The sequence below is a fragment of the Modestobacter sp. I12A-02662 genome, assembly GCF_041028325.1.
GTDB lineage: Bacteria > Actinomycetota > Actinomycetes > Mycobacteriales > Geodermatophilaceae > Modestobacter.
Genome location: NZ_JABGDE010000009.1, coordinates 17,812 through 39,845, shown reverse-complemented (window position 1 = coordinate 39,845; position 22,034 = coordinate 17,812). Strand labels below are relative to the sequence as shown.

Annotated in this window: 21 protein-coding genes and 2 pseudogenes; 18 read left to right on the top strand and 5 right to left on the bottom strand. The window is 75.5% G+C overall.

The features are described 5' to 3' along the window. Window positions 1–12: 12 nt before the first annotated feature. Window positions 13–327: pseudogene (locus HL189_RS14445) on the bottom strand (peptidoglycan DD-metalloendopeptidase family protein); the annotation flags it as partial. 456 nt (window positions 328–783) lie between these two features. On the opposite strand from HL189_RS14445, the gene rpsB reads away from it, so the two are divergent. From rpsB to HL189_RS14420, 5 genes are all read left to right on the top strand, one after another. Further along, window positions 784–1,716, top strand: coding sequence for a 30S ribosomal protein S2 (gene rpsB, locus HL189_RS14440; protein WP_369134404.1), 933 nt, complete (start codon window positions 784–786; stop codon window positions 1,714–1,716). A 112-nt stretch (window positions 1,717–1,828) separates the two neighbouring features. Further along, window positions 1,829–2,644: a translation elongation factor Ts gene (gene tsf, locus HL189_RS14435; RefSeq protein ID WP_369134403.1), complete on the top strand. Its 816-nt coding sequence runs from the start codon at window positions 1,829–1,831 to the stop codon at window positions 2,642–2,644. A gap of 229 nt (window positions 2,645–2,873) precedes the next feature. After that, complete coding sequence (gene pyrH / locus HL189_RS14430) at window positions 2,874–3,623, top strand: UMP kinase (RefSeq protein ID WP_369134601.1); 750 nt, start codon at window positions 2,874–2,876, stop codon at window positions 3,621–3,623. Between the two features lie 106 nt (window positions 3,624–3,729). Beyond that, window positions 3,730–4,287, top strand: coding sequence for a ribosome recycling factor (frr, locus tag HL189_RS14425; RefSeq protein ID WP_369134402.1), 558 nt, complete (start codon window positions 3,730–3,732; stop codon window positions 4,285–4,287). Between the two features lie 21 nt (window positions 4,288–4,308). Then, window positions 4,309–5,448, top strand: coding sequence for a phosphatidate cytidylyltransferase (locus tag HL189_RS14420; RefSeq protein ID WP_369134401.1), 1,140 nt, complete (start codon window positions 4,309–4,311; stop codon window positions 5,446–5,448). Window positions 5,449–5,455: 7 nt separating this feature from the next. Here the strand turns inward: HL189_RS14420 and HL189_RS14415 are convergent, their stop codons facing one another. Next, window positions 5,456–6,565, bottom strand: coding sequence for a GNAT family N-acetyltransferase (locus HL189_RS14415; RefSeq protein WP_369134400.1), 1,110 nt, complete (start codon window positions 6,563–6,565; stop codon window positions 5,456–5,458). 60 nt (window positions 6,566–6,625) lie between these two features. Between HL189_RS14415 and HL189_RS14410 the strand changes: the two genes are divergently transcribed. From HL189_RS14410 to HL189_RS14395, 4 genes are all read left to right on the top strand, one after another. Continuing rightward, window positions 6,626–7,297 carry a TrmH family RNA methyltransferase gene (locus HL189_RS14410; protein ID WP_369134399.1) on the top strand — a complete coding sequence of 224 codons (672 nt, stop codon included), beginning with the start codon at window positions 6,626–6,628 and terminating at the stop codon, window positions 7,295–7,297. A gap of 132 nt (window positions 7,298–7,429) precedes the next feature. Further along, on the top strand, window positions 7,430–8,749 hold the full coding sequence (locus HL189_RS14405) for a hypothetical protein (protein WP_369134398.1): 1,320 nt from the start codon (window positions 7,430–7,432) through the stop codon (window positions 8,747–8,749). 68 nt (window positions 8,750–8,817) lie between these two features. Next, window positions 8,818–9,996, top strand: coding sequence for a 23S rRNA (adenine(2503)-C(2))-methyltransferase RlmN (gene rlmN / locus HL189_RS14400; RefSeq protein ID WP_369134397.1), 1,179 nt, complete (start codon window positions 8,818–8,820; stop codon window positions 9,994–9,996). Beyond that, window positions 9,993–10,712: a VIT1/CCC1 transporter family protein gene (locus HL189_RS14395; RefSeq protein WP_369134396.1), complete on the top strand. Its 720-nt coding sequence runs from the start codon at window positions 9,993–9,995 to the stop codon at window positions 10,710–10,712. The genes rlmN and HL189_RS14395 overlap by 4 nt, the downstream gene beginning before the upstream one ends. Window positions 10,713–10,730: 18 nt before the next feature. Here HL189_RS14395 and HL189_RS14390 read toward each other — a convergent pair whose 3' ends face one another. Continuing rightward, complete coding sequence (locus HL189_RS14390) at window positions 10,731–11,051, bottom strand: DUF2631 domain-containing protein (protein WP_369134395.1); 321 nt, start codon at window positions 11,049–11,051, stop codon at window positions 10,731–10,733. 70 nt (window positions 11,052–11,121) lie between these two features. Here HL189_RS14390 and dxr point away from each other — a divergent pair, with 70 nt between their 5' ends. The 5 genes from dxr (at window position 11,122) to HL189_RS14365 (ending at window position 17,791) form a co-directional block, all read left to right on the top strand. Further along, a complete protein-coding gene (gene dxr, locus HL189_RS14385; protein ID WP_369134394.1) occupies window positions 11,122–12,330 on the top strand; it encodes a 1-deoxy-D-xylulose-5-phosphate reductoisomerase in 1,209 nt (402 codons plus the stop codon). Next, window positions 12,288–13,661, top strand: a complete 1,374-nt coding sequence (locus HL189_RS14380; protein WP_369134393.1) for an RIP metalloprotease — start codon at window positions 12,288–12,290, stop codon at window positions 13,659–13,661. The genes dxr and HL189_RS14380 overlap by 43 nt, the downstream gene beginning before the upstream one ends. 35 nt (window positions 13,662–13,696) lie before the next feature. After that, complete coding sequence (gene ispG, locus HL189_RS14375; RefSeq protein WP_369134392.1) at window positions 13,697–14,833, top strand: flavodoxin-dependent (E)-4-hydroxy-3-methylbut-2-enyl-diphosphate synthase; 1,137 nt, start codon at window positions 13,697–13,699, stop codon at window positions 14,831–14,833. Window positions 14,834–14,857: 24 nt separating this feature from the next. Continuing rightward, on the top strand, window positions 14,858–15,709 hold the full coding sequence (locus HL189_RS14370; protein WP_369134391.1) for a GNAT family N-acetyltransferase: 852 nt from the start codon (window positions 14,858–14,860) through the stop codon (window positions 15,707–15,709). Between the two features lie 222 nt (window positions 15,710–15,931). Further along, window positions 15,932–17,791, top strand: coding sequence for a penicillin-binding transpeptidase domain-containing protein (locus tag HL189_RS14365; protein ID WP_369134390.1), 1,860 nt, complete (start codon window positions 15,932–15,934; stop codon window positions 17,789–17,791). Between the two features lie 138 nt (window positions 17,792–17,929). Here the strand turns inward: HL189_RS14365 and HL189_RS14360 are convergent, their stop codons facing one another. Together HL189_RS14360 and HL189_RS14355 are read right to left on the bottom strand one after the other, a co-directional pair. Continuing rightward, the gene (locus HL189_RS14360) at window positions 17,930–18,418 is read right to left on the bottom strand and encodes a ferritin-like domain-containing protein (protein ID WP_369134389.1); all 489 of its coding nucleotides are present in this window, start codon (window positions 18,416–18,418) and stop codon (window positions 17,930–17,932) included. A gap of 15 nt (window positions 18,419–18,433) precedes the next feature. Next, window positions 18,434–18,940, bottom strand: coding sequence for a hypothetical protein (locus HL189_RS14355; protein WP_369134388.1), 507 nt, complete (start codon window positions 18,938–18,940; stop codon window positions 18,434–18,436). 210 nt (window positions 18,941–19,150) lie between these two features. Here HL189_RS14355 and rimP point away from each other — a divergent pair, with 210 nt between their 5' ends. The 4 genes and pseudogenes from rimP to HL189_RS14335 all read left to right on the top strand — a co-directional run. After that, complete coding sequence (gene rimP / locus HL189_RS14350) at window positions 19,151–19,942, top strand: ribosome maturation factor RimP (protein ID WP_369134387.1); 792 nt, start codon at window positions 19,151–19,153, stop codon at window positions 19,940–19,942. Continuing rightward, complete coding sequence (gene nusA, locus HL189_RS14345) at window positions 19,939–21,057, top strand: transcription termination factor NusA (RefSeq protein ID WP_369134386.1); 1,119 nt, start codon at window positions 19,939–19,941, stop codon at window positions 21,055–21,057. Before rimP ends, nusA begins: the two co-directional genes overlap by 4 nt. 8 nt (window positions 21,058–21,065) lie before the next feature. Next, the gene (locus HL189_RS14340) at window positions 21,066–21,341 is read left to right on the top strand and encodes a YlxR family protein (protein WP_369134385.1); all 276 of its coding nucleotides are present in this window, start codon (window positions 21,066–21,068) and stop codon (window positions 21,339–21,341) included. Between the two features lie 149 nt (window positions 21,342–21,490). Further along, window positions 21,491–21,634: pseudogene (locus HL189_RS14335) on the top strand (translation initiation factor IF-2 N-terminal domain-containing protein); the annotation flags it as partial. Window positions 21,635–22,034: the final 400 nt, after the last annotated feature.

Sequence of the window (22,034 nt, the reverse complement as noted above, 5' to 3'; positions counted from 1 at the left end):
CGGGTCCAGGTAGGTGTCCCCCCGGCGCAGCCCCCAGTGGAGGCAGGCGGCGGCGGGGCAGCCGGGGTGCCCGGGCAGCAGAACTCCCAGCGGCGCGCCGCGGGCCACCGACCGGCCGGCGGCGACCACCGCGCGCACCGGCTCGTACGTCGTCCGCAGGCCGCCGGGGTGGTCGACGCTCACCACCGGCCGTCCCGCGACCATGCCGGCGAAGGCCACCACGCCGCCCGCCGCGCTGAGCACCGGGGCGCCCTCGGCGCCGGCCAGGTCGACGCCGCGGTGCCCCGCCGCGTAGGGGCCGGGCGGGGGCTCGAACCAGCGGGTCACGACCGGTGGACCCTGCAGCGGCCAGGACCACGTGCCGGAGGCAGCCGGCAGGGGCGCGGCGGCAGCGCCGGCGGGACCCGCCAGGACCGCGAGGACGGCCCCGAGCGCGGCGAGCAGGTGGCGGGCGGTCACCTCGGCAACCGTGCCCCGTCGGGAGTCCCGCCGGAGCCCGGGACGGCCGGCTGTGGACCGATGCCGCTGCTGGGGACGGCCGGTCCGGGGCCGTTCGGAGGAGCGCGTATGCTCGTCCACGCGGTCCGCCTTCGGTGGACCGACTTCGCGTGTCCTCTTCCCGCTGCTGCAGCGGGGCAGTCGCCACCTCGGTCCCGTCCTCTCCGGCGGGTTCGGTGGCGCGGCCGGACACCAGGGCAGCGCCCCACCGGGGGCGGATGCGACAACCGAGCAGCGCGGTCCCGGCCACCGGTCGCCCGCGCACGAGAAGGAAGGCGGCGCCACGTGGCAGTCGTCAGCATGAAGAACCTGCTCGACAGCGGGGTCCACTTCGGGCACCAGACCCGTCGGTGGAACCCGAAGATGAAGCGCTTCATCTTCACCGAGCGCAACGGCATCTACATCATCGACATCCAGCAGACGCTGGGCTACATCGACCAGGCCTACGAGTTCGTGAAGCAGACCGTCGCCCACGGCGGTTCGATCATGTTCATCGGCACCAAGCGCCAGGCGCAGGAGGTCATCGCCGAGCAGGCGACCCGCGTCGGCATGCCTTACGTGAACCAGCGCTGGCTGGGCGGCATGCTCACCAACTTCCAGACCGTCTTCAAGCGGCTGGAGCGCCTCCGGGAGCTCGAGGACCTCGAGCAGACCGGCGCGCTGGTCAGCCTGTCGAAGAAGGAGCAGCTGGTCCTCTCCCGCGAGAAGGCCAAGCTCGAGCGCTCCCTCGGCGGCATCCGCGACATGAAGAAGGTGCCCAGCGCCGTCTGGATCGTGGACACCAAGAAGGAGCACATCGCCGTCGGCGAGGCCCGGAAGCTGGGCATCCCCGTCGTGGCGATCCTCGACACCAACTGCGACCCCGACGAGGTCGACTACAAGATCCCGGGCAACGACGACGCGATCCGCAGCACCGCGCTGCTGACCCGCGTCATCGCCGACGCGGTCGCCGACGGCCTCATGGCCCGCTCGGCCGCGCAGGCCAACGCCGGTCGCACCGAGGACGGCGCCGAGGCCCCGGCCGTCGGCGGCGGCGAGCCGCTGGCCGACTGGGAGCGCGAGCTCCTCACCGGCCAGACCGGCGAGGCCCCGGCCACCGAGCTGCCGGAGACCCCGGCCGCGCCGCCGGCCGTCACCGCCGAGGAGGTGGCCCCGGTCGAGGGCGTGCCCGCCACCGGCAGCACCGAGACCGGCACCCAGGGCGCCCAGAACGCATAAGGCCCCCTCGCCCCCCACCGCTCGCGAGCTGGCGGCGGGCCCCTGCGACGGGGCCGCCGCGAGCCCAAGCGGAGCGTGAGCTCCGTTTCCCGAATCATCGGAAGGAAGTGACATGCCCGCCTTCACCGCAGCCGACGTCAAGCGCCTCCGCGACGCCACCGGCGCCGGCATGATGGACGCCAAGAAGGCCCTGACCGAGGCCGACGGCGAGTACGACAAGGCCATCGAGTTCCTGCGGATCAAGGGCGCCAAGGACGTCGGCAAGCGCCTCGAGCGCTCGACGACCAACGGCGTCGTCGTCAGCAAGGGCGGCGCGCTGCTCGAGCTCGACTGCGAGACCGACTTCGTCGCCAAGAACGCCGACTTCGTCGCGCTGGCCGAGAAGCTCCTCGACCTCGCGATCGCCGAGAAGCCGGCCGACGTCGCGGGCCTGCTGGCCACCGAGGTCGACGGCCAGACCGTCGAGAAGCTGATCGAGGCCGAGTCGGCCCGCATCGGCGAGAAGCTGGTCCTCTCCCGGTTCGCCTTCTTCGAGGGCACCACCGCGGTCTACCTGCACAAGCGCGCCACCGACCTGCCCCCGGCCATCGGTGTCGCGGTGCAGTACTCCGGTGGGAACGAGGAGGCGGCCCGCTCCCTGGCGATGCACATCGCCGCCGCCCGTCCGCGCTACCTGTCCCGCGAGGAGGTCCCCGCCGAGGCGGTGGAGACCGAGCGCCGGGTCGCCGAGCAGACGGCCAAGGAGGAGGGCAAGCCCGAGCAGGCGATCAGCAAGATCGTCGAGGGTCGGGTCAACGCCTACTTCAAGGACTTCGTCCTGCTGGAGCAGCCCTCCATCACCGAGCCGAAGCGCACCGTGAAGCAGGTCGTCGGCGACGCCGGCCTGACCGTCGAGCGGTTCGTCCGCTTCGAGGTCGGCCAGGCCTGACCTCGAGGACCCCGTCGCACCCCGCCCCTCGCACGCTCGGGGGGCCCCTGCGACGGGGCAGTTCCAGCATCTCACCGGCCCCGTCCCCCTTCCGGGGGCGGGGCCGGTGGCCGTCCCGGACGGTGCGGAGGACCCCGCGCCGACGATGGGGCAGGATCCGGTCCAGACGACACCGACCCGAGGGACGAACGTGACCGACACGACGGCTACCAGCAACCCGGAGGGCCTGCTGTTCGCGCCCGCCGCCTCCGCTCCGACCGACGGCAGCGGCTACCGACGGGTGCTGCTCAAGCTCTCCGGTGAGGCCTTCGGCGGCGGAATGGTCGGCGTCGACGGCGGCATCGTGCACAACATCGCCGAGCAGCTCGCCGAGGTCGTGCACGGCGGCACCCAGGTGGCCGTCGTCGTGGGCGGCGGCAACTTCTTCCGGGGCGCCGAGCTCGCCGAGGCGGGCATGGACCGCCGGCACGCCGACTACATGGGCATGCTCGGCACGGTCATGAACGCGCTGGCCCTGCAGGCGTTCTGCGAGCAGGTGGGCCTCGAGACCCGGGTGCAGACGGCGATCACCATGGGCCAGGTCGCCGAGCCCTACATCCCGCGCAAGGCAGTCCGCCACATGGAGAAGGGCCGGCTGGTCATCTTCGGCGCCGGCGCGGGGATGCCCTACTTCTCCACCGACACCGTCGCCGCGCAGCGGGCGCTGGAGATCGGCTGCCAGGTGCTGCTCATGGCCAAGAACGGTGTCGACGGCGTGTACGACGACGACCCGCGGACCAACCCGTCCGCCACCATGTACGACGACCTGGACTACGGCACGGTCCTGGCCAAGCAGCTCGGGGTCGCCGACGCGACGGCGATCAGCCTGTGCATGGACAACAGCATGCCGATCGTCGTGTTCAACCTGCTCAAGGACGGCAACATCGCTCGGGCGGTCGCAGGTGAGAAGATCGGCACCCTGATCAGTCAGCCGGTCTGACCCGACGGGGACCGGGTACGGACGACGATCGCCGGACGTCGCCCACGCCCACGCAGCAACCCATCCCGGCCAGTACGGCGGCAGCCGCCGCAGGAGGAGTGAACCCGTGATCGACGACACCCTGCTCGACGCCGAGGAGCGGATGGACAAGGCCCTGTCGGTCGCCCGCGAGGACCTCGGATCCGTCCGTACCGGCCGCGCCGCCCCCTCGATGTTCAACAAGATCATCGTGGACTACTACGGGTCGCCGACGCCGGTGCCGCAGATGGCCTCGATCAGCGTCCCCGAGGCGCGGATGGCCGTCATCAAGCCCTACGACGCCACCCAGCTCAACGCCATCGAGAGGTCCATCCGCGACTCCGACCTGGGCGTGAACCCCACCAACGACGGCTCGCTGATCCGGGTGATCTTCCCGCAGCTGACCGAGGAGCGCCGCCGCGACCTGGTGAAGGTGGCCCGGCACAAGGGCGAGGAGGCGAAGGTCGCCATCCGCAACGTCCGCCGCCGGGCCAAGGAGGAGCTGGACCGCATCGCCAAGGACGGCGAGGCCGGTGAGGACGACGTCCGCCGGGCGGAGAAGGAGCTCGACGACCTGACCGCCACCCACGTCGCCAGCATCGACGAGGCGATGAAGAACAAGGAAGCCGAGCTGCTCGACGTCTGACCCGGCCCCCGGACGCCCGCCGTGATCCGCCGCCACGACCGCCCCGAGCCCGTCGGCTCGGGGCGGGAGCCTGCCCGGGGCCGCTCCGGCCTGGCCGCGCCGCGGACCGGTGACGCCCCGGCGGCGGTCAGCGGTCCCGCGACGGTGGGGCTGCCCGAGGCCGCGCCGGAGCGCCGGATCGGGCGGCCCCCGGTCCCGCCGCCGGGTGCCCGCGGAGCCGTGCGGCCGACACCGGCCCCCCGGTCGGCGTCCGCGGACGCCCCGGTGGACGCCGTCGTCCCGGTGGACGCCGTCGTCCCGGTGGACCCCGTCGCGCCGGTGGACCCCGTGGCCCCGCCGCGGCGCGTCCCCGGCCGGGCCGGCCGGGACATGGCGGCCGCGGTCAGCGTGGGGGCCGGCCTCGGCGGCGTCGTCCTGGTGACGCTGGCGGTCTGGCGCCCGTCGTTCCTGCTGGTGCTCGTCGCCGCCGTGGTGATCAGCATCGTCGAGCTGAGCCGGGCCCTGCGTGCCGGTGGGCAGCAGCCCCCGCTGACCCCGGTCGTGGTCGGCGCCGTCCTGATGCTGGCGCTGGCCTGGACCCGCGGGGCCTCGGGGCTGGTGGTCGGCTTCCTGCTGACCGTCGTCGCCGTCCTGGTCTGGCGGCTGGCGGACGGCCCGGTCGGCTACCTCCGGGACGCCTCGGCGGCCGTGCTCGTCGCCCTGTACGTCCCCCTCCTGGCCGGCTTCGCCGCGCTGCTCCTGGTGCCCGACGACGGCGGAGCCCGGGTGCTCGCGTTCATCTTCACGGTGGTGTGCAGCGACGTCGGCGGGTTCGCCGCGGGCGTGCTGTTCGGCAAGCACCCGCTGGCGCCGTCGGTCAGCCCCAAGAAGTCGTGGGAGGGCCTCGCCGGCTCGGTGGCCGCGTGCGTGCTCGTCGGGGTCCTGCTGATCACCCTCGCCTTCTCCGGCCCCTGGTGGGGCGGGGTGCTCTTCGGCGTGACCATCGCGCTGACCGCGACCCTCGGTGACCTGGGCGAGTCGCTGATCAAGCGCGACCTGGGCATCAAGGACATGGGGAACCTGCTGCCCGGGCACGGCGGGCTGATGGACCGGATGGACTCGCTGCTGCCCTCGGCCGCGGTGGCCTGGCTGGTCCTCTCCGTCGTCGTCCCGCCGGTCTGACCCGGGCTCACCGGCGGCGGACCGCCTCCCAGCTCCGGGTCACCACCGAGAACCCCCGGCGCGCGTACCACTCCCGCGGCCAGTCCAGGACCGCCGCCTCCAGCAGCACCAGGTCGCACCCGGCCGCCGCCGCCCCGGCCAGTGCCGCCGCCAGCAGCGCGTCCCCGTGCCCCCGGCGGCGGGCGGCCGGCTCGGTGACGACCGACTCGATCCAGCCGGTCGCGCCGTCGACCCGCAGCTGGGCGGCGGCGACCACCCGGCCCTGCTCCCGGACGGCGAGGTCGGTCACCGCGACCACCCGGTCGGTGCGGTGCTCCCGGCCCACGAGTTGGGTGACCACCTCGTCCAGCCCGGCGCCGGACCCGGTCAGCTCCCGCCGCCACTGCGCCTCCCACAGCGGGTGGACCGCCTCCTGCGGCACGGCCTCGACCCGCCCCGGCGCCCCGTCGGGGAAGGGGGCCCAGCGGGCCATCACGAGGGCGGGGGAGACCTCCCAGCCCCGCCGCTCCAGCTCGGCCGCGACCGGCGCGGAGCCGGGGTGCAGCAAGGTGACCGCGGCGGCCGGCCAGCCGGCCCGGGCTGCCGCCTCCGACGTCAGCCCCTCGACCGCCCCGACGTCGGTCGCGGCCGTCAACAGCACCCGGTTGTCGTCCCGCGAGTGGGGCAAGGCGGGGTCGGCCACGGCGAAGCCACCGGGCAGGTCGTGCACGTGCGGCGCGCGGCGGACCGGCAGCGAGACCATCAGCGCCCGGGCGCGGGCGGCCGCGTCGTCGGTGCCGGGCAGCTCCGGCGCGGCGCCGTCCCGCCAGGGCACCACGCCGACGACGGCGGAGGTGGGCAGCCCGCCGTACAGGTGGGGGAACCGCATGCTCCCCGGGTCGCCGGGGACGCCGGGCTCCCAGCGCACCGGCGCGGTCAGCCGCCGCGGGTCGACGACCAGCAGGACGACGTCCCGCCGCCCGGGGAAGAGCCGGGCCGCGGGCAGGTGGACCTGGCCGGGCGCCGACAGGTGAACGAAGCCCTCGGTGACCAGCGACGGCGGGCGGACCGCCCCCGCAGCGAGCGCCGCCCGCCAGTCGCCGGGCGTGATCAGGTGCACGAGCAGGTCAGCGGGCACGTGCGTCCTCCCGGCGTCCGCGGTCCGTCGTCCCGGACCCGGATGGCAGCATGCCCGGCGATGAGCGAGGACTCCGTACCTGGCCCGACCGAGTGGGGCACGTCGGTCGGCGTCGGCCCGTGGGGCGGCCCCTGGCCCGACGACGACCGGTACGACCCCGGGCTGCTGGCCGCGGGCGACCGGCGCAATGTCGCCGACCGGTACCGGTACTGGACCCTCGAGGCGATCGTCGCCGACCTGGACCGGCGCCGGCACCCGTTCCACGTGGCCATCGAGAACTTCGGTCACGACCTGAACATCGGGACGGTGGTGCGGACGGCGAACGCCTTCCTCGCCGCGGAGGTGCACGTCGTCGGCCGCCGCCGGTGGAACCGCCGCGGCGCGATGGTCACCGACCGCTACCAGCACCTGCGCCACCACCCCGACGTGACCGGGCTGGCCGCGTACGCCCGGGCGGCGGGCCTGGCGCTGGTCGCGGTCGACAACGGTCCCGGAGCGGCCGCGCTGGAGACCGCCGGGCTGCCCCGGGAGTGCGTCCTGCTGTTCGGGCAGGAGGGGCCCGGCCTCAGCCCGCAGGCCCGGGCGGCCGCGGACCTCACCGTGTCCATCGCGCAGTTCGGCTCGACGCGCTCGCTGAACGCCGGCGTGGCCGCGGGGATCGCGATGCACTCCTGGGTCCGGCAGCACGCGGACCTCTCCCGGGTGGCTGGCGACATCGCACCAAACCCGTGACCCGGCGTCGTCACATGTGACGGCCCGCCGTGCGGTGCCCGCGCGAGGTCGCGCGGGAGCATCGCTGGACGGATCCGGTCGACAACGCCGGCCGCGCTCGGCGGCCGGCGACGACCGCCGGGAGGAGTGCGGATGGCGTCGCGACGAGCGCGGGGGGACGGTTCTCCGACGACGACGGAGACCGTGGTGCCCGGGCCGCGGTCGGACGACGCGGCGCCCGCGCTCCCGGCGACGGAGGCCGCGGCCGACCGAGAGCCGGTGACCGTGCCCGCCCCCCGCGAGGGCGAGCCCGCCGACCCGGCGCCGGCGTGGGACGAGGTCTGGCTGCCGCAGTGGACCGGCCCCGCCGGACTGGCGACCGAGGACGGCGACGGTCCGGAAGCGGACACGACGGCCCGCCAGGCGCCGACCCGCGAGGCGCTGGTGCGCGCGGCGCTGGAACTGGAGGCCGAGCTGCAGGCCCTGCGTCCCGACGAGGACGAGCGGACCGACCTGCAGGACGAGGAGGAGCGTGCCGCCCTGCGCCTGGCCGCAGAGGTCCTCGCCGCCGAGTCGGCCCGCGCGGCCGAGCCGGCTGCCCAGCCCGAGCAGCCCGCTGCGGAGGATCCCGAGCCGGCCGAGGCCGTGGCCGTCCGCACGCCGCCCGTCGCCCCCCGGTGGCGGGCCCGCGTCCTGGTCCCGCTGGCCGTGCTCCTCGTCGCCGCGGGCGTCGGCCTGGCCTCGGCTGTCGGCTCCGCCGATCCGGAGCGGCCGACCGTCGCGGCCGCCGAGCAGGACGCCGGGCAGGGCGCCGGGCAGGTCGCCGGGCAGGTCGCCGGGCAGGGCGCCGGGCAGGGCGCCGGTGGAGCCGCCGCCACCACACCGGGTCCCGGGCGAGCCCGTACGCCCGGCCCCGCCGCCCCGACGGCTCCCACGCCGGTCGTCGAGGCCACCGATCCGGTGGCGACCACGCCGCAGCCCTCGGCCGCCGCCGTCTGGACCAAGATCACCACCGGTGTGGCGGGTCGGGCGCCCGTCGTTCCCCGGTCGCGCCCGTCCGCCGCCACGCCGCCGCCGGCCGCCGTGCCCGGCGGCGCCCCCGTCGTCGTCGCCCCGCCGGCCGCGGAGCCGCCGGTCCTGAACGAGGACCTCGCCGGGCTGGACCCGGACGTGCCGCAGCCGGTCGTCCACGAGACGGCGGCCCCCGGGCGGACGGCGACCGCGCCGCAGACGACCAGCGCGCCGACCGGCTCCACGACCGCCCCGGAGACGACGGGGACGACGGCGCCGACCACGACTGGGCCGGCCACGACCGTGCCGACCCAGCCCGACCCGACCGGCACGACCCCGGAGGCCACCACGACGGCCGATCCCGTGGCCACGCCGACGGAGGCCCCCGCCACGGGGACGGCTGCGCCCACGGAGGCCGTCCCCACGGCGACGAGCACGGGGGTCAGCCCGCTCGAGCCCTGAGGGCGGGAGTCATCTCACCCCGCGGGCGGCAGCCCCGCGGTCGGATGGGTGGGACCATGGGCAGCGCCATGACTGCCCTGCCACTCGTCTTCGACGCTCCCCGCCGCACCAAGCCGCCGCGCCACCTCGCCGACCTCACCCGGCAGGACGCCCGCGCCGCGGTCGCCGAGCTGGGGCACCCGGCCTTCCGCGCCGACCAGCTGGCCCGCCACTTCTACGCCGGGGTCACCGACCCGGCCCGGATGACCGACGTGCCCGCCGCCGCACGGGCGGACCTCGCCGAGGCGCTGCTGCCGGGGCTGCTGACCCCCGTCCGGCACCTGGAGGCCGACGGCGGGCGCACCCGCAAGACGCTGTGGCGGCTGCACGACGGCGCCCTCGTCGAGAGCGTCCTGATGCGCTATCCGGACCGCGCCACCGTGTGCATCTCCAGCCAGGCCGGCTGCGGCATGGCGTGCCCGTTCTGCGCCACCGGCCAGAGCGGCCTCACCCGCAACCTCTCCGCCGCCGAGATCATCGGCCAGGCCGTCGCGGCGGCCGCGGCGATGACCGGCGGGGAGATCGCCGGCGGCCCGGGGCGGCTGTCGAACGTGGTGTTCATGGGCATGGGCGAGCCGCTGGCCAACTACGCCCGGGTCCGCAAGACCCTCGACGCCCTGGTGACCCCGGCGCCGTACGGCCTGGGGTTGTCGCAGCGGTCGGTGACGGTGTCCACGGTCGGCCTGGTGCCGGCCATCCGGAAGCTGACCGAGGAAGGCCTGCAGGCCACCCTGGCGGTCAGCCTGCACGCACCCGACGACGAGCTGCGCGACACCCTGGTGCCGATCAACACCCGCTGGAAGGTCGCCGAGGTGCTCGCCGCCGCCGACGACTACGCCCGCCGCACCGGCCGCCGGTACTCCATCGAGTACGCGCTGATCCGCAACGTGAACGACCAGCCGTTCCGCGCCGACCTGCTCGGCAGGCTGCTGGCCCAGCGGCTGGCCCACGTGAACCTCATCCCGCTGAACCCCACCCCGGGCAGCAAGTGGGACGCGAGCCCGCTGCCGGCCCAGCGCGAGTTCGTGGCCCGCCTGCGGGCCGCGGGCGTGCCGACCACCGTCCGCGACACCCGCGGGTCGGACATCGACGGCGCCTGCGGGCAGCTGGCCGCCACCGACCGGGTGGACGGCGTCCCCACGGTCGCCACCGCGGTGCCGGGGGTCGAGGAGGGTGTCCCGCTGGGGGCGGAGTCGGACCGAACGTGAGCACCGGTGCGCTGCCCGGCGAGGACGCGCACGAGCACACGCACGCCGACGTCTCCGGCGGATGGCTGCGGGCCGCCGTCTTCGGCGCCATGGACGGGCTGGTGACCAACACCGCGCTGGTCTCCGGGGTCGGTGCCGGCGGGGCGTCGGCCCAGACCGTGGTCCTCTCCGGCGTGGCCAGCCTGGTCGCCGGCGCCGTCTCCATGGCCCTGGGCGAGTACACGTCGGTGACCACCCAGAACGAGCAGCTCGAGCTGGAGGTCGCCAAGGAGCGCCGGGAGCTCGCACGCAACCCCGAGGGCGAGCGCCAGGAGCTGGTCGAGCTGCTGCGGGCCCGCGGGGTCGACGACGAGCTGGCCGAGCGGGTCTCGGTGCAGCTGTCCCGCGATCCGGAGACCGCGCTGCGGCTGCACGTCGTGGCGGAGATCGGGCTGAACCCGGAGGACACCCCGTCGCCCCGGGTGGCCGCGGTGTCCTCGTTCGTCACCTTCGCGGCCGGCGCGGCGGTGCCGCTGCTGCCGTACCTGTTCGGCATGTCCGTGCTCTGGCTGGCGCTGGTGTGCGGGGGTGCCGGGCTCGCGCTCGCCGGTGCCCTGTCCGCCCGGTTCACCCCGCGCCCGTGGTGGTGGGCAGCGCTCCGCCAGTTGCTGTTCGGAGCCCTCGCCGCCGGAGCGACCTACCTCGTCGGCACGGCGATCGGCGTGACCGTCAGCTGAGCCGGTCGAGGTCCTCGATCAGCGGGAGCGCCAGGAGTTCTTCCGCCGGCGGACGTCCCACAGCGCGATCCCGACCATGACCAGCGCCAGGCCGACCAGCCAGAGGTCCTCGACCCGGCCCTCGTGGTTGCCGACCAGCATGACCAGCAGGCTCAGGATCGGGAGCCACACCAGGCGGCGGCCCCACTTGCCCATCTCCGCGTGCCAGCCCCAGTCCTCGGGGTGCTCGTGGGTGATCGGCGTCTCGCCCGCACGGACGACGCCCTCCTCGCGCATGGGCTGCTCGACCACCCGGGCGCTGGTCTGGTGCCCCTGTCCCCGTCCGCTGTGCTCGCTCACGTCCTCATGATGACAGGCCCGCCACGCGCGCACCGGACGGGCAGGGAGCGCGTCTTGCGAGGATGGCCCGGTGAGTTCACCGCAGCGGAGCCCGCGGACGGTCACCGTGCTCGGGTCCACCGGGTCCATCGGCCGGCAGGCCATCGACGTCGTCCGGCAGAACCCCGAGCGGCTGCGGATCACCGGCCTGGCGGCGGGCGGCGGGGACGTCGGGCTGCTGGCCGAGCAGGCCCTGTCGCTGGGCGTGCGCACCGTGGCCGTGGCCCGGGCGACCGCCGCGCAGGACCTGCAGCTGGCCTTCTACGCCGCCGCGCAGCAGCGGGGCTGGGCGCAGGGCCGGTACGCGCTCCCGGAGATCCTCGCCGGTCCGCGGGCCGCCGAGGAGCTCGCCACCCGTCCGGCCGACGTCGTCCTCAACGGCATCACCGGCTCCATCGGGCTGGGGCCGACCCTGTCCGCGCTGCGCGCCGGGCGCACGGTCGCGCTGGCCAACAAGGAGTCCCTGGTCGCCGGCGGCGCACTGGTCACCGCCGCGGCGGCGCCGGGCCAGCTGGTGCCGGTCGACTCCGAGCACTCGGCGCTGGCGCAGTGCCTGCGGGGCGGGACGCGCGACGAGGTGGCCCGGCTGGTGCTCACCGCCAGCGGCGGGCCGTTCCGCGGGCGTTCCGCGGCCGAGCTCGCCGGCGTCACCCGGGAGCAGGCGCTGGCCCACCCCACCTGGGACATGGGCCCGGTCGTGACCATCAACTCCGCGACCCTGGTCAACAAGGGGCTGGAGCTGATCGAGGCGCACCTGCTCTTCGGCGTCCCGTACGCCGACATCGACGTGGTGGTCCACCCGCAGTCGATCGTGCACTCGATGGTGACCTTCTCCGACGGCGCGACCATCGCCCAGGCGAGCCCGCCGGACATGCGGCTGCCCATCGCGCTGGCGCTGGCCTGGCCGGACCGGTTGCCGCACGTGCAGCCCGCACTGGACTGGTCCACCGCCAGCACCTGGGAGTTCCTGCCGCTGGACGCGGAGGTGTTCCCCGCCGTCCGGCTCGCCCGGCAGGCCGGAGAGGCGGGAGGCGTGGTGCCCGCGTTGTACAACGCGGCCAACGAGGAGGCGGTCGCCGCGTTCGCCGCCGGACACCTGTCGTTCCCAGCCATCGTCGAGGTCATCGCGCGTACCCTCGACGCCGCGCCGGACCTCGGCGCACCCACCTGCGTCGAGGACGTGCTGGCCGCCGAGAGGTGGGCCCGGCAGCACGCCCACGCCGCCATCGCCGGAGGCTAGAGCTGAACGGGTTCCTCCTGACGGTCCTCGGGATCGTCGCGTTCGCGATCGGCCTGCTGTTCTCGATCGGCTTCCACGAGTTCGGCCACTTCTTCTGGGCCCGCCGGTTCGGCATGCGGGTGCCCCAGTTCATGGTCGGCTTCGGCCCGACCGTCGCCTCGTTCCGCCGGGGCGAGACCCAGTACGGCATCAAGGCCGTCCCGCTGGGCGGCTACATCCGGATCGTCGGCATGATCCCGCCGGCGGAGGAGCACGAGAGCAAGCGCGCCACCCGGATGCGCAGCTTCATCGCCGAGGTGCGCGGCCAGGCGCTCAACGACGTCCTGCCCAGCGACGTCGACCGGGTCTTCTACAAGAAGCCCTGGTGGCAGCGGGTGATCGTGATGTTCGCCGGCCCCTTCCACAACCTGGTGCTGGCCGTGGTCTTCTTCACCGTCGTCCTGGTGGGCTTCGGCATCCCGGGGACGACGACCACCATCGCCGCCGTCCCCGAGTGCGTGCTGCCGGCCACGTCGACCGCCACCACCTGCCCCGCGGAGGCCCCGCCCTCGCCGGCCGCCGCGGCCGGGCTGCGCGCCGGGGACACCATCGTCGCGATCGACGGCGAGCCGGTCAGCCAGCAGCCCGACGAGGGCTGGCTGCAGGTCCAGGGCGCCATCCGGGGCAGCATCGACACCCCCGTGGTGGTCACCGTCGAGCGGGACTCCGACGGCGCCGCCCGGCAGCTCGACCTGACCGTCACCCCGATCGAGAACACCGTCTACGTCGACGCCGACGACGACGGCGAGGCCGACGGCACCGAGACGGTCGGCTACGTCGGGGTCAGTGCCGCGCAGACCTACGTGCAGCAGCCGGTCACCGCGGTGCCGGGCTTCCTCGGCGACCGGCTGGCCCAGTCGGTCGACCGGCTCCTGGAGATGCCGCAGCGCATCCCCGCGCTGGTCCGCGCCACGTTCCTCGGCGAGGAGCGGGACCCGAACGGCCCGATCGGCGTCGTGGGGGTGAGCCGGCTCTCCGGCGAGGTCTTCGCCTACGCCGACTTCACCACCACCGAGAAGATCAGCTTCTTCTTCCAGCTGCTGGCCGGCGTCAACCTGGTGCTGTTCCTGTTCAACCTGCTGCCGATCTACCCGCTCGACGGCGGGCACGTGGCCGGCGCGCTCTACGAGAAGGCCCGGGCCGTCGTGGCCCGGCTGCGCGGCCGCCCGGACCCCGGCCCGTTCGACATCGCCCGGCTGATGCCGGTCGCCTACGTCGTCGCCGGCGCCTTCGTGGTGCTGTCCGGGCTGCTCCTGCTCGCCGACATCGTCAATCCCATCACCCTGCAGTAGTGGAAGACTGAGATCCCGTGACCGTGAGCCTCGGCATGCCTGCCTCGCCCCCGCCCGTCCTCGCGCCCCGGCGCAAGACCCGCCAGCTGGACGTGGGCGGGGTGGGCGTCGGCAGCGACCACCCGGTCAGCGTGCAGTCGATGTGCACCACCAAGACCGCCGACATCAACGCGACCCTGCAGCAGATCGCCGAGCTCACCGCGTCCGGCTGCCAGATCGTGCGGGTGGCCGTCCCGGACACCGACGACGCCGAGGCGCTGCCGATCATCGCGAGGAAGTCGCAGATCCCGGTCATCGCCGACATCCACTTCCAGCCGCGCTACGTCTTCGCCGCGATCGATGCCGGCTGCGCCGCGGTGCGGGTGAACCCCGGCAACATCAAGAAGTTCGACGACAAGGTCGGGGAGATCGCCCGGGCGGCCAAGGACGCCGGCACCCCGATCCGGATCGGCGTCAACGCCGGCTCGCTCGACCGCCGGCTGCTGGCCAAGTACGGCAAGGCCACGCCCGAGGCGCTGGTCGAGTCCGCGCTGTGGGAGTGCTCGCTGTTCGAGGAGCACGACTTCCGGGACATCAAGATCTCGGTCAAGCACAACGACCCGGTGGTCATGGTGCGGGCCTACGAGCTGCTCGCCGCGCAGTGCGACTACCCGCTGCACCTGGGCGTCACCGAGGCCGGCCCGGCCTTCCAGGGCACGATCAAGTCGGCGGTTGCCTTCGGTGCGCTGCTGTCCCAGGGCATCGGCGACACGATCCGCGTCTCCCTCTCCGCGCCGCCCGCGGAGGAGGTCAAGGTCGGCAACCAGATCCTGGAGTCGCTGAACCTGCGCCAGCGCGGGCTGGAGATCGTCAGCTGCCCGTCCTGCGGGCGCGCGCAGGTCGACGTCTACAAGCTCGCCGACGAGGTCACCGCCGGCCTCGAGGGGATGGAGATCCCGCTGCGGGTGGCCGTCATGGGCTGCGTCGTCAACGGCCCCGGCGAGGCGCGGGAGGCCGACCTCGGCGTCGCCTCGGGCAACGGCAAGGGGCAGATCTTCGTCAAGGGCGAGGTCGTCAAGACCGTGCCCGAGTCGCAGATCGTCGAGACGCTGATCGAGGAGGCCATGCGGATCGCCGCCGAGCACGCCGACGACGGCGTGGCGTCCGGCCCGCCGGTCGTCACCGTCTCCTGACCCCCGGCTGAGCGCAGGGTCCCCGTGCTCCGCTCGCTGTCGGCCCGGGTCCTCGACGAGGACGACGAGCCCGCCGTCCGCTCGCTGCTGGCCACCCATCCGGTGGCCGCGTGCATGCTGGCCGGGCGCGTCGAGACGTACGGGACCGCGACCTCCGCCCTCGGCGCCCCGCTGTGGGGCACCGGCGTCGGACGGCGGCTCGACGCCGTCTGCCTGGCCGGGGCGAACCTGATCCCGTTCGCCCGTCCCGGCGTGGAGCGGGAGGCCGCCGGCGCCTTCGCCGAGCGGGCCCGCCGGGCCGGCCGGCGGTGCTCCACGATCGTCGGCCCGGCCGAGTCCGTGCTCCCGCTGTGGGATCTGCTGGCCCCCTCGTGGGGGCCGGCGCGCGAGGTGCGCCCCCGGCAGCCGCTGCTGGCCATCGAGGGCCCGCCGACCGTGCCCGCCGAGCCGCAGGTGCGACCTGTGCGGCCCGACGAGCTGGAGACGCTGCTGCCGGCGGCCATCGCCATGTTCACCGAGGAGGTCGGTGTCAGCCCGCTGCGCGTCGACGGCGGCGCCGGCTACCGGGCCCGGGTCGCCGAGCTGGTGCGCGCCGGGCAGGCGCTGGCCTGGATCCAGGACGGGCAGGTGCTGTTCAAGGCCGACGTCGGCGCGGTGTCCCGCGCCGCCTGCCAGGTGCAGGGCGTCTGGGTGGCCCCGCACCTGCGCGGGCAGGGCATCGGGCAGCGCGGGACGGCGGCGGTCGTCGAGTACGCGCGGACGGCGATCGCCCCGGTCGTCAGCCTCTACGTCAACGACTACAACAGCCCGGCGCGGGCCGCCTACGCCCGGGTCGGCTTCCGGCCGGTGGGGACGTACGCGTCGGTCCTGTTCTGAAAGGACCCCCTCGCCCCCCGACCCTCGCTCCGCTCGGGCCGGGCCCCTGCGAGGGGGCCGTTCCATCCGCTCACCTGCCCCCGACCCTTGCTCCGCTCGGGCCGGGTGCGCGCTGTCCGGGCGCCGGTCTGCCAGGGTGGGGACGTGCGCAACCAGCGGGGCTCCGGGTCGGGTTCGAGGGGGTCCGTCGGCCGACGGGCGACGGTCGCGGCCGGAGGGGCGGTGCTGCTGCTCGCCCCGCTGGCCGCCGGGTGCTCCGCCGACCCCAGCGACGAGGTGCGCCAGGCCGCGCAGGCCTTCCTCGAGGACTGGTCCGGCGGGGACGCCGACGCCGCGGCCGGCCGCACCACCGACCCGGCGGCCACCACCGCCCTCCTCCGGCAGACCGCCGAGGACCTGCCCGGTGCGGCGCTGACCGCCGACCTCGGCGACGTGGCGGTCACCGAGGACGGCGCCACCGTCGGCTGGTCGGCGACCTGGGACCTCGCGGCCGCGCCGGACTGGAGCTACGACGCCTCCCTCTCGCTCACCGAGGGCGACGAGGGCTGGCAGGTCGTCTCCGCGCCCACGGTCGTGCACCCGGAGCTGGGGGACGGGCAGCACCTGGCGCTGACCCGGGCCCTGGCCGAGCGCGCGCCGATCACCGACGCGACGGGGGCGTCGCTGTTCGCCGAGACCGAGGTCGTCAACGTGGGCGTCGACCCGGCCCAGGTCACCGACCTGCCGGCCCTGGCCGCGGGGCTGTCGGCCGCGACGGGCGTCGCGGCCGAGCAGATCACCGCCGACGTGCAGGCCGCGCCGGAGGGCCAGTTCGTCCCGGTGATCACCCTGCGCCGGCCGGACTTCGAGGCGATCCGCGCCCAGGTGTTCGACCTGCCCGGCGCGGTGTTCCCGACCAGCACCCGGCTGCTCGCCCCGAGCTCCCGGTTCGGCCTCGCCCTGCTCGGCCGGGTCGGCGACGCCACGCAGGAGGTCATCGAGGAGACCGCCGGGGAGGACGGCGAACCGGCCTACGCAGCCGGCGACACCCTCGGGCTGTCCGGCCTGCAGCGTGCCGCCCAGGAGCAGCTGACCGGGACCCCGGGCTTCAGCGTCTCGGTGGTGAGCACCGACGCGGCCACCGGCGACACCGGCCGGGTCGTCGGGAGCGTCGACCCGGTGGCGGGCACGCCGGTGCAGACACCCTTGGTCCCCGCGCTGCAGAACGCGGCCGACGCCGCGGTGGGCGGGCAGCCGCTGGCCACGCACCTGGTGGTCGTCCGGCCGGGCACCGGGGAGCTGCTGGCGGTCAGCTCCAACGAGGCGGCGAACCCGGCCAACGCGCTCTCCGGCCAGTACCCGCCGGGTTCGAGCATGAAGACCGTGACCGCCACCGCCCTCCTCGCAGCCGGCACCCTCACTCCGCAGACGCCGGTGCCGTGCCCGGGCACCACGGTCGTGGACGGCCGGGAGTTCGAGAACGAGGACCAGTTCGACCTGGGCACCGTGCCGTTCACCGAGACCTTCGCCCAGTCGTGCAACACCACCTTCATCCAGCAGGCGCTGACGCTGCCCGACGACGCCCTGACCCAGGCGGCCGCCTCGTACGGGGTGGGTGCCGACTGGCAGCTGCCCGTGGACGTCTTCAGCGGCGACGTGCCGGCGACGAGCACCGGGACGACGAAGGCCGCCGACGCGATCGGCCAGGGCGAGGTCCTCATGAGCCCGGCGCAGATGGCCCTGGTGGCCGCCGGGATCGCCAGCGGCACCCCTGCCGCGCCGGTGGAGGTGGTCGGCGCGCCCCCGGCCGGTGCCGCGCCGACCGGTCCGGGTCCGGAGGTGCTCGACCAGCTCCGGCCGATGATGCGCCAGGTGGTGCTCAGCGGCACCGCCACCGGCCTGGCTGACCGGGGCGAGGTGTTCGGCAAGACCGGCACCGCCGAGTTCGGGACCAACACCCCGCCGGACTCGCACGGCTGGTTCACGGGCTACCGGCTCGGCGGTCCGCAGGGGGACGTCGCGTTCTGCGTGCTGGTGGAGGCCGGGCAGTCCAGCAAGGTGGCGGTGGACGTCGCCGACGCCTTCCTCGGCAACCTGGGTTAGTCGAAGGACCCCCTCCTCCCCTCGGAGGACCCCGTCCTCCTCATCCTTCGCAGGCTCGGGACGAGCCTCGGGACGGGGCCGTCAGAAGCTCGGGGCGGGCCGCTGGAGGGAGCCGCGAGGGCCTCGCGGCCTCCGGCCTCAGCTCGTCGGCAGGCCGGGGAGGGCCGTGGTCACCGGGGTGCGGCCGGCCTGGGCGCGCCAGACGACGGCGCGCAGCTCGGTCGCGGTGAGCGCGGCGACCGCCAGCTCCCGGGTGCCGCGCTCGGCGGCCTGGTCCAGCACCCAGGTCCACGCGGTGGCGGCGCCCTCCTCGAGGGTGACGGCCAGGGCCGCGGCGTCCACCGCGGACAGCACCGGGAACCGCAGGTCGTAGGCGGCCTCCGCGGACACCGGCTGCACGTCGCGGCTGGACAGCAGCGTCAGCAGCTCGTCCCGGACGTCCCGGTGCGCCTGCTCGGCCGTGGCCACGGCCGGCCGGGTCTCCGGCGGCACCGCCGCGCCCACGACGCCGTACCCCCAGATCGCGGCGTAGGCGGCGGCCAGCGCCTCCTGCAGCGCGGCGTCCTCGGGGGCGGCGGCGTCCGGGCCGGTCGCCGCGGTCGTGCCGCTGGTGCCGTCGTCAGGCATCGGATCTCCTCGTGGTCACGAGAGCTGCCCGGCCTGCGCGCGCAGGCCCGCGGCGATGCTGCCCAGCAGTGCGGCCCGGCCGCCGGTGAAGTCCGGGCAGGCCCGCGCGTGCGCGTCCGCGGCGGCGGCGACCCTGGCCTGCAGCCAGGCGACGGCGCCCTCGGCGGGCACCGCCTCGGCCGCCGAGGTGCCGGCCGTCGCGCCGCTCGACGGGGCCGGCTGAGCGGCGGCCGCCCGCAGCCGGTCCAGCTGCTCGCGGGACTGCGCCGCGAGCACGGCCGCCGACGCGGCCAGCTGCGGCGAGGCGGCGAGCGCCTGCGCGTAGTCGGCGACCAGCCGCTCCTGCACCTCGACCTGGGCGGCCAGCCGGTCGGCCTGCGCCGGGGTGACCGCGTCGGCCGGGTCCTCCGCCGCGCCGTTCGTGCACCCGGCCGCCAGGGCGGCGGACCCGGCCGCGGCGGCGAGGAGCAGGGCGCGGCGGGAGAAGGCGCCCGCGGGGGTGGGGGAGCACGGTGCGGACATCGCCGTCCATCCTCGCAGCCGCGACCGGGTCCGCAGCCCGACGCACCGGGAGGCCGCCGGGTCGGCTGGGGCGAGAGAGGCGCGGCGGCGGGCGGTAGCCTGACGGTTCACGCGCTGCGCGCCGGCGGACCGGCGCGCCCAGCCGGTCCCGCGCTGGAGCTCCTCCGGACAGGAGCCCCACCAGCAGCGCCGACGAGCAGGAGGCAGCCGGTGTCCACGCGAGGTGCGCACGCCCCGGACGCGGTCACGACCCGGCTCGCCGGGCTGGTCGGGCCGGTGGTGACCACGGCGGGGTACGACCTGGAGGAGCTGGTCGTGCGACCGGCCGGCCAGCGCTCGGTGGTCCGGGTGGTCATCGACCGCGACGAGGGGGTCAGTCTCGACGAGGTCGCCGAGGTCAGCCGGGCGCTCTCCGACGTCCTGGATGCCGAGGACGACGCCATGGGCCGCTCGACGTTCGTCCTGGAGGTCACCAGCCCCGGGGTCGACCGGCCGCTGACCCTGCCGCGGCACTGGCGGCGCAACACCGGGCGGCTGGTCAGCGTCGCGGTGGGCCCCCAGGGGGCACGTGAGCAGATGACCGCACGGGTGGTGCGGGTGACCGATGAGGCCGTCGTCCTCGCGGTGGAGAAGGGCGGCACGAAGAAGGGCCAGGTGCGCAGGTCCGTGGGGGAGCGCACCGTGGGGTGGGCCGAGCTCGGCGAGGCCCGGGTGCAGGTCGAGTTCTCCCGGCCCGCGGGGCACCGCGACGCCGGGCTGGTCCACGTGCCCGAGGGCAGCCCGGACGACACGGACGACGACCCGGACGACGACACCGACGACGACCTGCACGACGACGGACCGGACGACGGCGGAACGGCCGGGGACACCCACCCCGGCGACCACGAGGACGGGCACGACCCGGTCGGCTCCCCGGCCGCCGGCGCGCGTGGGAGGACCGGACGACCGGCTCCCGGGCGCGCGCCGCGCGGGGAGCGGCCGCGACGAGGAGGCAAGAAGTGAACATCGACGTGACCGCCCTCAAGGCGGTCGAGCGCGAGAAGGGCATCCCCGCGGACACGGTGCTGCAGGCGATCGAGACCGCGCTGGTCACCGCCTACCGGCACGCCGAGGGCGCCGCCAAGCACGTGCGGGTGCAGGTCGACCGCAAGACCGGCGAGGTGGCCGTGCTCGCCCAGGAGCTCGGCCCCGACGGCGAGGTCGTGCACGAGTGGGACGACACCCCCACCGACTTCGGCCGGATCGCGGCGAGCACCGCCAAGCAGGTGATCGTCCAACGGCTGCGCGACGCCGAGCACGAGCAGACGTTCGGCGAGTACGCGGGCAAGGAGGGCGACATCGTCAGCGGCATCGTGCAGGCCGACGCCCGCCGCAACGCCCAGGGCGCGGTGCTGGTCGACATCGGCAAGGTGGAGGCCACCCTCCCGGCGGGGGAGCAGGTGCCCGGGGAGGACTACCGGCACGGTTCCCGGCTGAAGGCCTACGTGGTCTCGGTGGCCCGCACCTTCCGCGGGCCGCAGGTGGTGCTGTCGCGCACCCACCCCAACCTGGTGCGCAAGCTGTTCGCGCTGGAGGTCCCCGAGGTCGCCGACGGCAGCGTGGAGATCGTGTCGGTGGCGCGGGAGGCCGGGCACCGGTCGAAGATCGCCGTCCGCACCAAGGTGCCGGGGTTGAACGCCAAGGGCTCCTGCATCGGCCCGATGGGGCAGCGGGTGCGCAACGTGATGAGCGAGCTGCACGGCGAGAAGATCGACATCGTCGACTGGTCGGACGACGACGCCACCTTCGTCGCCTCGGCGCTGTCCCCGGCGCGGGTCACCAGCGCCCGGGTGGTCGACCCCAAGGCCCGCGCGGTGCAGGTCGTCGTCCCCGACTTCCAGCTGTCGCTCGCGATCGGCAAGGAGGGGCAGAACGCCCGCCTGGCCGCCCGGCTGACCGGCTGCCGGATCGACATCCGCAGCGACGCCCAGGTCGACGAGGGCCCGGTCTCGCCGGGTGTCGGCCGGGCGCCGCTCCGCCCGGCGCAGCCGGCCGGCCGCCCCGTCGGGCGGGGCCCGCAGGGCGGGCACCGGCCTCCGCCCCGACGCGCGGAACATCCCGGACCGGCGGCGCGCTAGACTCAGCGATGGCCGACACGTCGATCCCGGTCCGCACCTGTGTGGGGTGCCGGCGACGCGCTCCGGTCACCGAGCTGTTGCGTGTCGTCGTCCGCGACGGGGGACTCACCCCCGACCCGCGGCGGCGGCTCCCCGGCCGGGGTGCGTCCCTGCACCCCACCGCGGAGTGCCTGCAGGCAGCAGTCCGGCGCCGGGCCTTCCCGCGTGCGCTGCGTCGTGGCGCACCGCTGGAGACCGGCCCCCTCGAGCACCACGTCCACCGGTCCGCCGGTGAGCAGGTGTGAGCGGGACCCCGTCGGACCGGCAACCGGCCGGTCCACCTCGAGAACCAGGACGACCTCGGATGAGCAACCCGTGAAGTCGCCACGATGACCATGCACCACTGACGACGAGGTCGAGCGGGCCAGCCGCCGGCCTCACAAAGAGGAGACCCGTGCCAGGCAAGGCCCGCGTACACGAGCTCGCGAAAGAGCTCGGCGTCGACAGCAAGACCGTGCTCGCGAAGCTCAAGGAGCAGGGCGAGTTCGTGAAGTCCGCCTCGTCCACCGTCGAGGCCCCCGTGGCCCGGCGGCTGCGTGAGGCCTTCGACGGCGCGCCGTCCCGCCCGGGCCCCCGGCCCGCTCCGGGACCGCGTCCGGTCGCCCCCGCCCCGGCGGCGCCCACCACCCAGGCTCCGGCGCCCCAGGCTCCGGCGCCCCAGGCCCCGGCGGCTCAGGCTCCGGCGGCTCAGGCTCCGGCGGCTCAGGCCCCGGCGGCTCAGGCTCCCGCGGCCCAGGCCCCGGCGGCTCAGGCCCCGGCGGCTCAGGCCCCGGCGGCTCAGGCTCCGGCGGCTCAGGCCCCGGCGGCTCAGGCTCCGGCGGACCGTCCGGCCCCGCGTCCGGGTGGTCCGGCCCCCGGCCCGCGTCCGGGCCCGCGTCCGGCTGCCCAGCAGCCCGCCGCGAGCGCGCCGTCGGCTCCGGCCGCCCCGTCGGCTCCGG

What these genes read in the sequence shown, in the direction of transcription:
- HL189_RS14340 (WP_369134385.1), top strand. Translation starts at nt 21,066, where the DNA reads ATGGCCGACACGTCGATCCCGGTCCGCACCTGTGTGGGGTGCCGGCGA.
- ispG (WP_369134392.1), top strand. Translation starts at nt 13,697, where the DNA reads ATGCCTGCCTCGCCCCCGCCCGTCCTCGCGCCCCGGCGCAAGACCCGC.
- tsf (WP_369134403.1), top strand. Translation starts at nt 1,829, where the DNA reads ATGCCCGCCTTCACCGCAGCCGACGTCAAGCGCCTCCGCGACGCCACC.
- HL189_RS14405 (WP_369134398.1), top strand. Translation starts at nt 7,430, where the DNA reads ATGGCGTCGCGACGAGCGCGGGGGGACGGTTCTCCGACGACGACGGAG.
- HL189_RS14355 (WP_369134388.1), bottom strand. Translation starts at nt 18,940, where the DNA reads ATGTCCGCACCGTGCTCCCCCACCCCCGCGGGCGCCTTCTCCCGCCGC.
- rlmN (WP_369134397.1), top strand. Translation starts at nt 8,818, where the DNA reads ATGACTGCCCTGCCACTCGTCTTCGACGCTCCCCGCCGCACCAAGCCG.
- HL189_RS14360 (WP_369134389.1), bottom strand. Translation starts at nt 18,418, where the DNA reads ATGCCTGACGACGGCACCAGCGGCACGACCGCGGCGACCGGCCCGGAC.
- HL189_RS14410 (WP_369134399.1), top strand. Translation starts at nt 6,626, where the DNA reads ATGAGCGAGGACTCCGTACCTGGCCCGACCGAGTGGGGCACGTCGGTC.